The following is a 13208-nucleotide window of genomic DNA, read 5'->3' as shown; positions in this document are numbered from 1 at the left end:
TCCCGTCCCGGCTTCTTTCGGCCGTTGACTTGGATAGGCAAATGGTATCCACATATCTAAATCGCACAAGCGTTATTTTTATAACATTTTGGGGAACGACGATGCGAGATTCCATAGTCCGCCTGGAAAAGGCGGCGAAGGCCTTTGCCACGCCCGAAGGCCAGACGGTCACCGCGCTCGACGCCATAGACCTCGATGTCCGGCGCAACGAATTCCTGACGCTGCTGGGGCCGTCGGGCTGCGGAAAAACCACCCTCCTTCAGGCGATCAGCGGTTTCGTGGAACTCGATTCCGGCCGTATCCTGATCGACGGCGAGGACATGACGGACCGGCCGCCCTACCGCCGCCCGGTCAACACCGTCTTCCAGAACTACGCGCTCTTTCCGCATATGACGGTGGGCGAGAACACCGGCTACGCGCTGGAAGTCGCCGGCGTCGCAAAGCCCGAGCGGACAAAGCGCGTGGCGGAAGCCCTCGCCATGGTCGGCCTGGAAGGGCTGGAGAGCCGCAAGCCGCGCCAGCTTTCCGGCGGCCAGCAGCAGCGCGTGGCGCTCGCCCGCGCCATCATCGCCCGCCCGAAGCTCCTCCTGCTCGACGAACCGCTCTCGGCCCTCGACAAGAACCTGCGGCAGGCCATGCAGATCGAATTGAAGACGCTGCAGAACGAACTCGGCATTTCCTTCATCTTCGTCACCCACGACCAGCAGGAGGCGCTGACCATGTCGGACCGCGTCGCCGTGCTCTCGGGCGGCCGTATCCAGCAACTCGATACGCCCCGCGCCATCTACGACCAGCCGAAGAACGGCTTCGTCGCCACCTTCGTCGGCGCCAGCAACCTCTTCGAGGGCGAGGCCGGCAGCGGCCAGCTCGTAACGCGGGACGGCATCGCCATTGCGCATGGCAGACCCGGCGCAACGGGCGCGGCGACGGCGCTCATCCGCCCGGAACAGTTCTTCCTCGCCGAGGCCGGCAGCGACGCCCCGGGCCTCGACATCGATCTCGAGCAGATCGTCTTCGTCGGCTCGACCTTCGAGCTTTTCGGCCGCACGGCGACGGGCCGGCGCGTCATCGCGGAAATCCCGGCGGCGCGGCGCAGCCTCGTCGGCGCGGTCGAGCAGTCGCGCCATGCCCGCCTCGCCTACGATCCGGCGGCCGTACACCTCATTCCGGCGGAGGCGGCCTGACATGTCGTCGATCGCCCTTCGCCGCCGCGCCCAGCTTGCCGTCCTGCTCGGGCCGGTCTCGCTGTTCCTCGCGGTCTTCTTCCTCGGCCCGCTCTCCATCATGATCGTCACGAGCTTCCTCGCCCCCGGCCTTTACGGCGGGGTGGAGTGGACGTGGTATCCGCATAATTACGGCCGCATCCTCGGCTTTGCCGATCCGATGTTCGAGGATTTCGACCCGGTCTATATCGCGATCTTCCTGCGCTCGCTGAGGATCGCGGCGCTCACCGTCATCGCCACGCTCCTCGTCTGCTACCCGGCGGCCTTCTGCATCAGCCGCCTGTCGGACCGCTGGAAGAACTTCTGCCTCTTCCTCATCACGCTGCCCTTCTTCGCCAGCCTCATCGTGCGGCTCTTCGTCTGGGTGCTGATCCTGCGCCCGACCGGGCTTGCCAACGACGTGCTGCTGAACACCGGCCTCGTCGCCCAGCCGCTGGAGCTCATCTATACCGAAGGCGCGATCATCCTCGGCATGGTCTATGTCTTCATTCCCTTCATGTTCATGCCGGTCTATGCCAGCGTCGAAAAGCTCGACTGGACGCTGGTGCGCGCCTCGCTCGATCTCGGCGCGGGACCGATCCGCACCTTCTGGCGCATCATCCTGCCACTGACGGCGCCCGGCATTGCCGGCGGCGCGGTCATCGTCTTCATCCCCGCGCTCGGCAACTTCATCGTGCCGACCATCCTTGGCGGCGCCAAGGTGATGATGCTCGGCAACCTCATCGAGCAGCAATTCCTCGCCGCGCGCAACTGGCCCTTCGGCTCGGCGCTCGCGATGATGGTGATGAGCGTGATGCTGGTGCTGCTCTTCGTCTATGTGGTCGTTTCCAGCCGTCGCGGCCTCGATGCCGCGACCGGGCGCTGAGGAGAGAGCGATGAAGATTTTCGCCACCCTCGCCCGCGGCAGCCTCCTTGCCTATACCGCGCTGTTCTTCGCCTTCATCTACATTCCACTGGCGCTGATCGCGGTCTATTCGTTCAACGCGAACCCGGTCAACATGATGACCTGGACGGGCTTTACCACCGACTGGTACGCCCAGGTCCTCGGCTTCAAGACGAAGATTTCGGAAAACGCGCTCTATCTGGAATCCACCGACCAGCTCGTCGAGGCCGTGTGGAACAGCCTGCGGATCGCCGCCTCCACCACCGCCATCGCCACCGTGCTCGGCACGGCCATGGCGATCGCGCTCTACCGCTTCGATTTCTTCGGCCGGCGCTTCTACCGTGTCGTCATGTTCATGCCGATGCTGATGCCGGATATCGTGCTCGGCATCGCCTTGCTGATCTTCTTCGTCAATGCCGGTATCCATCTCGGCATCGGCACGATCATCATCGGCCAATGCACCTTCCTGACCTCCTATGTCTTCATCGTCGTCACCGCCCGGCTCGCCGGCATGGACCGCACGCTGGAGCATGCCTCGGCCGATCTCGGGGCGAACGAATGGACGACCTTCCGCAAGGTGGTCTTCCCGCAGCTCCTGCCGGGCATTCTCGGCGGCGCGCTGCTCGCCTTCATCATCTCGATGGACGATCTCGTCATCACCTATTTCATCGCCGGCGTCGACGTCACGACGCTGCCGATGTTCATCTTCGCCATGCTCCGGCGCGGCATCAAACCGGAGATCAACGCCATCGCCGTGATGATGCTGACCTTCTCCTTCGTCATCGCCTCCCTCGGCCTCTACCTTCGCTCCCGGCAGAAATGACCATGCACAAAAAGACAAAACCCCGCGCCCGCGACCTCGGCCTGCCCTTCACCGGCCGCACCGGCCCCCTCAACGCCATCACCGATGTCGAGGGCATCGCCGTCGGCTTCCAGACGATCCGGGAGGAGACCCCGCGCCCCGGCCGCAAGCTTCCGGTGCGCACCGGCGTCACCGCCATCCTGCCGCACAGCGACAGCGAAACGCCCGTGCCCGTCTATGCCGGCGTGCATCGTTTCAACGGCAATGGCGAAATGACCGGCACGCACTGGATCGAGGACGGCGGTACCTTCCTCGGCCCGGTCATGATCACCAACACCCACGGCGTCGGCATCACCCACCATGCGACGATCCGCTGGATGCTGGAACGCTATTCCTCGACCTACGAGATCGGCGATTTCCTCTGGCTGATGCCCGTCATCGCCGAGACCTATGACGGGGCGCTGAGCGACATCAACGGCATGCCGGTGACGGAAGCGGACGCGCGCGCGGCGCTGGAAAACCTTTCCGCCGGCCCCGTCCAGGAGGGCAATTGCGGCGGCGGCACCGGCATGATCACCTATGGCTTCAAGGGCGGCACCGGCACCGCGTCGCGCATCGTCACCTATGCCGGCAAGGACTATACGATCGGCACGCTGGTGCAGGCCAACCACGGCCAGCGCGACTGGCTGACGGTCTGCGGCGTGCCCGTGGGAAAACACCTTCAGGACAACACCCCGCAAAGCCAGCTCAGGGAACGCGGCTCGATCATCGTCGTCATCGCCACCGATCTGCCGCTCGCCCCGCACCAGTTGAAGCGCCTCGCCCGCCGCGCCGCCATCGGCATCGGCCGGGGCGGCACGCCGGGCGGCAACAATTCCGGCGATATCTTCCTCGCCTTCTCCACCGCCAATCCGCAGCCGATGGCGCACCGCGCGCCGGAAATGCTGTCCCTCGAAATCCTCAACGACGAGCACCTCGACGCCGCCTATCTGGCGGCGGTGGACAGCGTGGAAGAGGCGGTGGTGAACGCCATGCTGGCGGCCGAGGACGCCGGCGGCACCCCGCACGACCGGCTGCGCGTCGACGCCATCCGGCACGACGACCTCTTGTCCGTCATGCGGCAATATGGGCGTCTGGCCTGAGCCCTCCGCTCAGGTCTCCGCCGGCCCGTCCAGTCCCAGCGCCTCCAGCAGGCGGCGCTGGCGCAGCAGGAGATGCGTGAGCGCGGCGACGTCGCCCTTGGCCGGCTGGTGCGTCATGCCCTCCGCGACCGCCTCCACGATGGCCTCCAGCGTATCGGTGATCTCGCGCGAGACGCCGTGCAATTCGGCAAAGTGGGGATCGATCGCCGCCGCCGCGAGCGTCGCCGCGGTGACCCGGCCGATGCCCTGCGGCGCCTTCGCGCCCGCATCGACATAGCCTTCCGGCAGGCTGCCCTTCAGGTTGACGACACGGCGATGGCGAATGACGTCGATAATCTGATCCACCGCCTGGCAGGCGCCGACGACGCGGGAGGGATGATCCGTATCCGCCGCCGCATGGGGCAGAAGCTCCAGCCTGCCGGGATGGTGTTCGGCTAGCTTCAGATAGGGCAGCATCGGGCCGCTGAGCGTGCCGCTCGAAGCGCTCTTGAAGAGATCGGCATCGATGGCCGCATGGCGTATCTGCCCCGAGGCGAGCGCGCGGTCGAGCGCTGCCGCATCCACCACCTCGCCCCGGTCGTAATTGATCATGACCGCGCCGGGTTTCATCGCCGCCAGCACCGCCTCGCCGACGAGGCCGGCATTGGCATAGCGGCGCGTCTCCTCGTCGAGCCGGCCGAGGCCGACATGGACGGAGAGTGCATCCGCTCCGCGCGCCGCCGCCTCCGGCGTTTCCGCGTAGTCGAACCCTTCCGCCTCGATCCATTGCCGATGGTGCGGGCGGGCATGGACGACGACCGCCATGCCGAAGGCGCGGGCGAGTTTGGCGACCTCGCGGCCGATATTGCCGTAGCCGAGCACGGCCATGCGCCGGCCTTCCAGCTTGGCGGTCGGATAAAGCCGCAGATCGCGCCCCGTATCGAAATCGCCGGCGACGACGCGGGCGTGCAGCAGATCGACCGGCAGGTCCGGCGTCACCTTCAGCAGCGCCTTCATCGCCATCTGCGCCGTCGCGCGACTGTTGATGCCGGGCGTGTTCATCAACGGCGCGGTCCCGCCCTCGCCGTTACCGCCGCCCCAGGAGGCGGCCCCCATATTGCCGGTGCCCGCGCCGATGCGCACGCCGCCGAGCGGAAAGACAGCCTGCTTGGGAACGAAGGTCGCCGCCGCGATCAGCGCATCGTAGCGGCCGTCTGCGGTCTGCGCGATGATCTGCGCCTCGGCGCTGAGATCCGGCTGGTAGAAGAAATGAATGCCCGGCGGCAGATCCTCGCGCTGGTAGCCGCCCTCGTGGAAGACTCCGCCCCGCGCTATGATATGCGCGCGGACTTCGCCGGGATCGGGCCGTCCCTCCGCATCGAAGCGCAGGCCGACAAGATCGGCGATCAGGACCCTGTAGGCGCGCTGTGGGTCGTCCAGCCGTCCCGTCTCTTCCCGATCCTGCATGGCGTCCCTCCCTCTCCGCTCCTCGTTTCGTAGGCGAGTTTTGGAAGACGGGCAAGCCGGCGGCAAAAGCGACATGCCGGGTCAAAACCGCCCATTGCCCGCCCTCGGGCCGGGCGGCATAAAGGAGCGGCAACAGAGGATCGCCCATGACATCCCGCGCCTTCACCGTCATTGAAAACGAATGGATCACGCTTGCCGACGGCACGCGGCTCGCCGCGCGCATCTGGATGCCGGAGGGTGCGGAGCGGGACCCCGTGCCCGCCGTCCTCGAATTCCTGCCCTATCGCAAGCGCGACGGAACGAGCCTGCGCGATGAATCGACCTATCCCGTCTTCGCCGCCGCCGGCATTGCCGGCGTGCGCGTCGATATCCGCGGCTCGGGCGAATCCGATGGCGTGATCGACGGCGAATACACGCCGCTGGAACTGGCGAATGCCTGCGAACTCATCGGCTGGATCGCCGCCCAGCCATGGTCGAACGGGTCGGTCGGCATGATGGGCATTTCCTGGGGCGGCTTCAACTGCCTGCAGGTCGCGGCCCTCAAGCCCCCGGCCCTGAAGGCCGTCATCTCCATTGCCTCCACCGTCGACCGCTACAACGACGACATCCACTACAAGAGCGGCACCCACCTTTCCGCCCAGCTCTCCTGGGCCGCGACCATGCTCGCCTACCAGTCCCGCTCGCCCGACCCTGCCATCGTCGGCGACCGCTGGCGCGACATGTGGCTGGAGCGGCTGGAGAACGAACCCTTCTTCCTTGAGGAATGGCTGCGTCACCAGCGCCGCGATGCCTTCTGGAAACACGGCTCGATCTGCGAGGATTTCGCCGGCTTCCCGGTGCCCGCCCTCGTCATCGCCGGCTGGGCGGACGGCTATCGCAGCACACCGCTGAAGGCCCTCGAGGGACTGGGGGACAAGGCCAAGGCGCTGATCGGCCCGTGGATCCACAAATATCCCCACTTCGCCTGGCCGAAGCCGCGCATGGATTTCCATGCCGAGGCCATTGCCTGGTGGAACCATTGGCTGCGCGGCGAGGAGAACGGCGCGCAAGAGACCCCGCAGGTGCGCGCCTATATCCAAGACGCCGCCCGCCCGTCCCTGCGGCGCGAGAGCGATCCCGGCTTCTGGATCGCCATGGATCGCTGGAAAGCGCCCGAGATGGCGGCCTTCCATGTCTCGCCGCATGGCGCGCTTCTTGCCAGCCCGCCTGCAGCCGGCGCGAGCCATGACCGTTTCCTGAAATCGCCGCTCGATACCGGCATCATGGCCGGCGAATGGTTCACGCTGAAGCCGGATGCGGAAATGGCGCTCGACCAGCGCCCCGACGATGCCGGCTCGCTGGTCATCGAGACACCGCCATTAACCGAGGCGCAGGATTTCCTCGGCCAGCCGGTGCTGGAACTGGATGTTTCCACGGAGGCGGAGATCGCCAATCTCTGCGCCCGCCTCGTCGACATACATCCGGACGGCACCGCAACGCGCGTCACCTTCGGCGTCCTCAACCTTGCCCATCGCGACGGCAATGCCGAGCCGAAGGCCATGCCGAAGGGTCAAAAGACCCGCATCCGCCTCGTGCTCGACGCGATGGGCTACCGCTTCCGCGCCGGCCACCGCATCCGCCTGTCGCTCTCGACCGCCTACTGGCCGATGGTGCTGCCGCCGCCGGTGGATGCCGGCGTGACGCTGGACCTCGCCTCGCTCGGCCTTTTCCTGCCGAAGCTAGGGGAGCATCGGGTGATCGCCCTGCCGGAGCCGGAAAACCCCGATCCCCTGCCGAAATACACCGAGCTTGCCCCGGCCGAGACCGCCCGGGGGGTCGAGCGGGACCTGACCAACGGCCTGACGGATTATTCGATCTACGAGGATACCGGCCTTTACGAACATCCCGACACGGGGCTTGCGACGCGGCAGGTGCGCGACGAGGTCTGGTCGATTGCCGCGGACGATCCGCTATCCATGACCGGCACCGCCGTCTGGACCTGCGACATGCAGCGCCCCGGCTGGTTCGTGCGCACCGTCTCGACGGCCACCATCGCCTGCACGGCGACGGACTGGCTGATCGCCGCCCATGTACGCGCCTTCGAGGGGGAAGCGCTGATCTTCGAGAAATCCTTCGAGGAGGCCATTCCGCGCGACTTCATGTAACGCGGAGTGGCGCATGTCCCACTGCGCAATCCTGCTGGAAATGTTCAGTGAAAGTCGCGGGACTTGACGCGGATCGCTTCGGCCGCGCCCGCCTCTTCCTGCCCCGCCACGCCGCCGCGCCGGCCGATGGTCGAAAAATCCGCCGAGAGATCGGTGAGGTGTTGCACGACGAGATGCACCACCTCACCCTCCCGCTGGACATAACCTTTGACGCCGATCATCGGCGCACCCATCACGATGGGGCGGAAGGCGAGGAAGACCTTGCGCCAGACGACGAGATTGGCGATGCCCGTCTCGTCCTCGATGGTCACGAAGATGACACCCTTGGCCGAACCCGGCTGCTGGCGCACAAGCACGATGCCGGCCGTCTCGACCTTCCGGCGGTCCTTGAGCCGCGTCGCCTCTGCGCAAGTCAGGAAACGCCGGCGCGTAAGGCTTTCGCGCAGAAAGCTCACCGGATGCGCCCTGAGCGTCAGGCCGACATGGCCGTAATCCTCCACCACCTCGCCGCCCGCCGCCATGGGGCGCAGCGCCACCGCCGGCTCGCTGAGTTCCGGCACCACCGCCGCCTCCCGTGCGGCAGCAGCCGAAAAGAGCGGCAAAGGCTCGTCCCGAAGCCCCCGGATCGCCCACAGCGCCTCGCGGCGGGAAAGGCCGAGCGACGGCAGGAAGGCATCCGCCTCCGCCAGCCGCACGAGCGTATCGGCCGGAATATCCGCACGGCGCCAGACATCGTCGACCGAGGCGAAAGGGTCTTCCTCCCGGTTGGCGACCAGCGCGCCCGCTTCCTTGTTGCTCAGCCCCTTCACCAGCCGCAGCCCCAGCCGGACCGCAAGCCGCCCCGTCTCCTCCGTCGGCTCCAGCGTACAGTCCCACCGGCTCTGGTTGACGCAGACCGGCCGCACCTCCACCCCATGATCGCGCGCATCGCGCACGATCTGCGCCGGCGCATAGAACCCCATCGGCTGGGAATTGAGCAGCGCCGCACAGAAAACGTCCGGGTGATGGCACTTCATCCAGGCCGAGGCATAGGCGATGATGGCGAAGCTGTAGGCGTGGCTTTCCGGGAAGCCATAGGAGCCGAAGCCTTCAAGCTGGCGACACATACGCTCGGCGAATTCCTGCGCATATCCATTCTTGACCATGCCGGCGACCAGTTCCTGCCGGAACTTGTCCACCCCACCCGTTTGTTTGAAGGTCGCCATGGCGCGGCGAAGCTCGTCCGCCCGGCCGGGTGTGAAGCCGGCGCAGTCGATGGCCACCTGCATCGCCTGTTCCTGAAAGAGCGGGACGCCTAGAGTTCTTTCCAGCACGTTTCGCAATTCGGGTTTGGGATAGTCTTCCTTTTCCAACCCCTGCCGCCGCCGCAGATAGGGATGCACCATGTCCCCCTGGATCGGCCCCGGCCGAACGATGGCCACCTGAATGACGATATCATAGAATTTATTCGGCCGAAGACGCGGCAGCATGGACATCTGCGCCCGGCTCTCGATCTGGAAGGTGCCGATTGTGTCGGCCTTCGAGATCATTTCGTAGGTCGCCTCATCTCCTGCAGGGATGGTTTTGAGACCATAGTCCTTTCCCTTGTGCGTCTTCAGGAAATCGAAGGCGCGGCGCATGCAGGTGAGCATGCCGAGCGCCAGAACGTCGACCTTCATGAATTTCAGATATTCGATATCGTCCTTGTCCCATTCGATTACCTGCCGTCCGTCCATGGCCGCCGGCTCGATGGGCACGAGATCGTCCAGCCGGTCGCGCGTCAGCACGAAGCCGCCCGGATGCTGCGAGAGGTGCCGGGGCCTGTCGATCAACTGGCGGGCAAGCTCGAACAGCAGTTTTATGCGGCGATCGTCCACATTGAGGCCGGCGCCGACGGCATGGCTTTGCGGCAGATCGTTCGACCAGCCCCAGACCTGCGAGGACAGGGACTTCAGGACATCTTCCGGCAAGCCCAGCGCCCGCCCGACATCGCGCATCGCCGCCCGCGCGCGATAGCGGATGACGGTGGCGCAGAGCGCGGATCGGTCCGTGCCATAGGTGTTGTAGATCCACTGGATCACCTCCTCCCGGCGCTCATGCTCGAAATCCACGTCGATATCGGGCGGCTCGCCGCGCTGTTCGGAGACGAAGCGCTCGAAGAGAAGGCCGTTCACCATCGGGTCGATGGCGGTGATGCCAAGCACGTAGCAGACCGCGCTGTTGGCCGCCGAGCCACGCCCCTGGCACAGGATCTCGATGGAGCGGGCATGTTCCACGATGGAACGGACCGTGAGGAAATACGGCGCGTAGCGCATGCGTGCGATGAGCGTCAGTTCATGATTGAGCTTGCCGCGAACCTTGTCCGGAATGCCCCCGGGGTAACACGCGGCCGCTCCCTCCCAGGTATATTTTTCCAGCGCCTCCTGCGGCGTGAGATGGGCATATTCCTTCTCGTCCGGGTACTGGTATTGCAGCTCATCCAGCGAGAACCGGCAGCGCCCAGCAATCTCCCGCGTGCGGGCCAGCGCTTCCGGGTAGCGGGAAAAGAGGCGATGCATTTCCTCCGGCGGCTTCAGGTAGCGGTCGGCGTGGCGCTCGCGCAGGAAGCCGGCATTGTCGATGGCGACGCTGTGGCGGATGCAGGTGACGATATCCTGCAGCATGCGCCGGGCAGGCTCGTGATAGAGCACGTCATTGGTGACGACGGTGGGCACGCGATGTTGCGCGGCAAGGTTGGAGAGCGAAAAGAGGCGGAGCTGGTCATTCGGGCGGCGGCGCAGCGTGAGGGCTAGGTAGCAGCGATCTCCGAAGGTTTCGCGCAGGCGGCGCAGCCGCAAGGCCGTCTCCTCGTCAGCCTCCTCCGGCACCAGCACGGCAAGAAGGCCCTCGTTCCATTGCACGACATCGGCCCAGTCGAGATGGCACTTGCCCTTGCCGGCCTTCTTCTTGCCGATGGTCAGCAGGCGGCAGAGGCGGGCATAAGCCTCCCGGTCGGTGGGATAGACCAGCAGCGACATACCGTCGGCAAGATCGAGCCGGCAGCCGACGAGGAGGCGGACTTGCGGCATATCCGGCGGCAGTTCCTTCGCCGCCTTGTGGGCCTGCACGACACCCGCGAGGCTGTTGCGGTCCGCCACGGCGAGGGCATCGATGCCGAGCGCGCTTGCCTGCGCGAAAAGTTCCGCCGCGCTGCTCGCCCCGCGCAGGAACGAGAAGTGCGACGTGACCTGAAGTTCGGCATAATAGGGTTTCATGCGAAGACCCCGTGCAGGAACCAGCGGCCGATCCCGCTGGACGCCTGTTCCTCATCTGCCGAGCGGAACAGCCAGAAGCGCTCGCCCTCCATGTCCTCCACCTGGAAATAATCGCGCACGGCGGCAAGCTCGGCGTCGCGCTTCCACCATTCGCCGAAGATGCGCTCCGGGCCGTCCGCGCATTTCACCCGCCGGCGCACGCCGCGCCAGGTGAAGAAGGCGGGCGGATGATCGGGCAGCAGCGCCATGACCTCGACCGGCTCCGGCCGCGCAAGCAGGCGCGCGGGGCGCGGCCAGCGGCCCTGCCATGTCGCGCCGTCATCCGGGGCGAGCGGCGCGATGCGGCGCACGGAGCGCTCCGGCACGTCGCTCTCCACCGGCGCGATGCGATAGAGCCGGCGCGCGCCGATGCGGTTGGCGATGACATCGACAAGGCCGGCAATATCCGCCGTCTCCTCCTCGACCAGCGACGTGACGGCCTGTTGCAGGGCGAGCGGTTCGGCAAGCGTCGCTGTCAGTTCCATGATCTCGATGCCGAAACCCGGATCGATCGTCTCGATCCGGTCGCAGATGAGCCGGGTCAGCCGCTTCTCATCGCGCACCGCCCGCGCCGTGCCGACGCGGATCGCCTGCAGGGAATTGTCGATGCGGTGGAAGAGCAGGTCGAGGCGGCGGGCGCCGAGGCCGCGCCGTTCCAGGGTTCGGCAAAGATCGCGCACGAGGCCGGCTGTGTAGCGGGCGATGGTCTCAGGCGCGCCGATCGGCTCGCCGAACACCTTGCGGACCGTCGCAAGCTCCGGATCGCGCAGCGGATCGACCGGCTCCAAGACCGTGCCCTGCACCTGATCGAGCCGGCGGCCGAGCAGCGCGCCGAAGCGCAGGACGAGCGGCGCGCGCGGCACAGCCAGCACGTCGCCGATCGTGGCAAAGCCGAGCACATGCAGGCCCGCCACGGTTTCCGGCGGAATGCGCAGCCCCATAAGCGGCAGGCGCGCGACGGCCTCCGCCACCCCGCCGCCCGGGACGACGCAGACGGGATCGGCCAGGAAGCGCGCGGCGGCATAGGCCGCGCCCCGCGTATCGGCAATGGCCGCGCGGGCGAAAATGCCGGAGGCGGCAAGGCGGTTGACGAGGCCGCCCAGCATGCGCGCCTCGCCGCCATGCAGGTGGTCGGCCCCCGTCGTATCGATGACGAGGCCGTCCGGCGGGTCCGGCGCGACGATGGGCGCATAGTGCTGCAAGGCCCAGAGCGCGAGGCGCTCCAGCGCGGCCGCATCGGCGGCGGGATCGGCCGGCATGGTCAGGATATCGGGCAGCAGCGCATGGGCCTTGGTAAGCGGCATGCCGACGCGCAGCCCCGCCGCTTCCGCCGGCCGGCTCACCGCCGTCACGACGCGGCGCGATCCCTCGCGCCCGACAAGGACGAGCCGCGCGTCAGGCGGAGGCGCCGAGGCGCCCATGGCCCGCCGCAGGCGATCGATCGGCCAGCCGGGAAGAAAAAGCGATACGACCCTCGGCATCGGATGCCTCCACTTCGAATTCCGCCGCCTCGCCGGCCCGGCAGCGCGTAAGCTCCAGCCGCCAGCATGCCCGACCGACACCCGGCACGGGCAGCGGGGCGGACGGGGCGACGGACACCTGCCAGCGCGTCACGGCGGCCGTGGGCAGGAGGAAGGCCCCCACCTCCCGCTTGTGCCGGAAGCGGCGCAGGGCGATGCCGAGCGTGCCGCCGGCTTCCGCGGCGAGTTGCAGGCGGCGCGAGGCCGTCATCGACAGGCGCGCGACCTCCGCCACCACCGCACCCAATCCGCCATGCCGCAGCCCCTCCTCTAAACAGAGGAGCAGGCTCTTCTCGTCGTTCGCCTCCATATAGAGGACGCGGCCGGGCGCAAGGCCCGCCTGCGCCAGCGCCGGGGCGAAAAGATCGGGCCGCGTCAGGCACCAGAGCACCTGCCCCCTTGTGCGCGCCGCGATGCCGGCGGCAAAAAGCATGGCCGCCGCCCCCTCGACCGCATCGTTGCCGCCGCCGCAGACCTCGTGCAGGCTGGCGAGCGCCAATCCGCCGCCCGGCAACTTCTCGTCGATCTCCGGCACGCCGAAGGGCAGCACCGCCCGGTCGCGCAGGGCGCGGCCGTCGAACTGCCGGATGCGGTCGCGCAGATCGGCGACAACGGCATGGGCGGAGGCGGACATCGGCTTGGCGGCTCCCGGTTGGCGGATAATTGTTCTCTATTTGTTCTCAATTTCCGAAAGAGTCAATCGGGCTTTCCCGCCGGGAGCGATCACAGTTTGAATCATGGCCGGGAACCAACCGGCACGGCGGAAGTTCTTTCTC

At 66.9% G+C, this 13208-nt stretch carries 8 protein-coding genes and 1 pseudogene; 5 read left to right on the top strand and 4 right to left on the bottom strand.

Going from position 1 to position 13208, the window contains the following annotated elements:
* Positions 1 to 101: 101 nt before the first annotated feature.
* From K8M09_RS20390 to K8M09_RS20375, 4 genes are read left to right on the top strand one after another with little or no spacing between them, the layout of a single operon-like run.
* A complete protein-coding gene (locus K8M09_RS20390) occupies positions 102 to 1184 on the top strand; it encodes an ABC transporter ATP-binding protein (RefSeq protein WP_160785728.1) in 1083 nt (360 codons plus the stop codon).
* A gap of 1 nt (position 1185) precedes the next feature.
* Positions 1186 to 2088 (top strand): ABC transporter permease, encoded by a 903-nt coding sequence (locus K8M09_RS20385; protein ID WP_160785729.1) that lies wholly within the window; start codon positions 1186 to 1188, stop codon positions 2086 to 2088.
* A 10-nt stretch (positions 2089 to 2098) separates the two neighbouring features.
* Positions 2099 to 2929: an ABC transporter permease gene (locus K8M09_RS20380; protein ID WP_160785730.1), complete on the top strand. Its 831-nt coding sequence runs from the start codon at positions 2099 to 2101 to the stop codon at positions 2927 to 2929.
* 2 nt (positions 2930 to 2931) lie between these two features.
* On the top strand, positions 2932 to 4050 hold the full coding sequence (locus K8M09_RS20375; RefSeq protein ID WP_229342492.1) for a DmpA family aminopeptidase: 1119 nt from the start codon (positions 2932 to 2934) through the stop codon (positions 4048 to 4050).
* A 9-nt stretch (positions 4051 to 4059) separates the two neighbouring features.
* On the opposite strand, the pseudogene K8M09_RS20370 reads toward K8M09_RS20375, so the two are convergent.
* Positions 4060 to 5472: pseudogene (locus K8M09_RS20370) on the bottom strand (NAD(P)-dependent oxidoreductase); the annotation flags it as partial.
* A 170-nt stretch (positions 5473 to 5642) separates the two neighbouring features.
* Here K8M09_RS20370 and K8M09_RS20365 point away from each other — a divergent pair.
* On the top strand, positions 5643 to 7640 hold the full coding sequence (locus K8M09_RS20365; protein WP_160785733.1) for a CocE/NonD family hydrolase: 1998 nt from the start codon (positions 5643 to 5645) through the stop codon (positions 7638 to 7640).
* 44 nt (positions 7641 to 7684) lie between these two features.
* On the opposite strand, the gene K8M09_RS20360 is transcribed toward K8M09_RS20365, so the two are convergent.
* The 3 genes from K8M09_RS20360 to K8M09_RS20350 are packed head-to-tail and all read right to left on the bottom strand — an operon-like array spanning position 7685 to position 13066.
* Entirely contained in the window at positions 7685 to 10873 is a 3189-nt protein-coding gene (locus K8M09_RS20360; RefSeq protein ID WP_160785734.1) for an error-prone DNA polymerase, read from the bottom strand.
* Complete coding sequence (locus K8M09_RS20355) at positions 10870 to 12393, bottom strand: Y-family DNA polymerase (protein WP_160785735.1); 1524 nt, start codon at positions 12391 to 12393, stop codon at positions 10870 to 10872. Before K8M09_RS20355 ends, K8M09_RS20360 begins: the two co-directional genes overlap by 4 nt.
* A complete protein-coding gene (locus tag K8M09_RS20350; RefSeq protein WP_160785736.1) occupies positions 12308 to 13066 on the bottom strand; it encodes an ImuA family protein in 759 nt (252 codons plus the stop codon). The genes K8M09_RS20355 and K8M09_RS20350 overlap by 86 nt, the downstream gene beginning before the upstream one ends.
* Positions 13067 to 13208: the final 142 nt, after the last annotated feature.

It is taken from the genome of Shinella zoogloeoides (assembly GCF_020883495.1).
GTDB classification, from domain to species: domain Bacteria; phylum Pseudomonadota; class Alphaproteobacteria; order Rhizobiales; family Rhizobiaceae; genus Shinella; species Shinella zoogloeoides.
The sequence above is the reverse complement of the archived record's forward strand: the minus strand, read 5'-3'. Positions and strand labels throughout refer to the sequence as shown.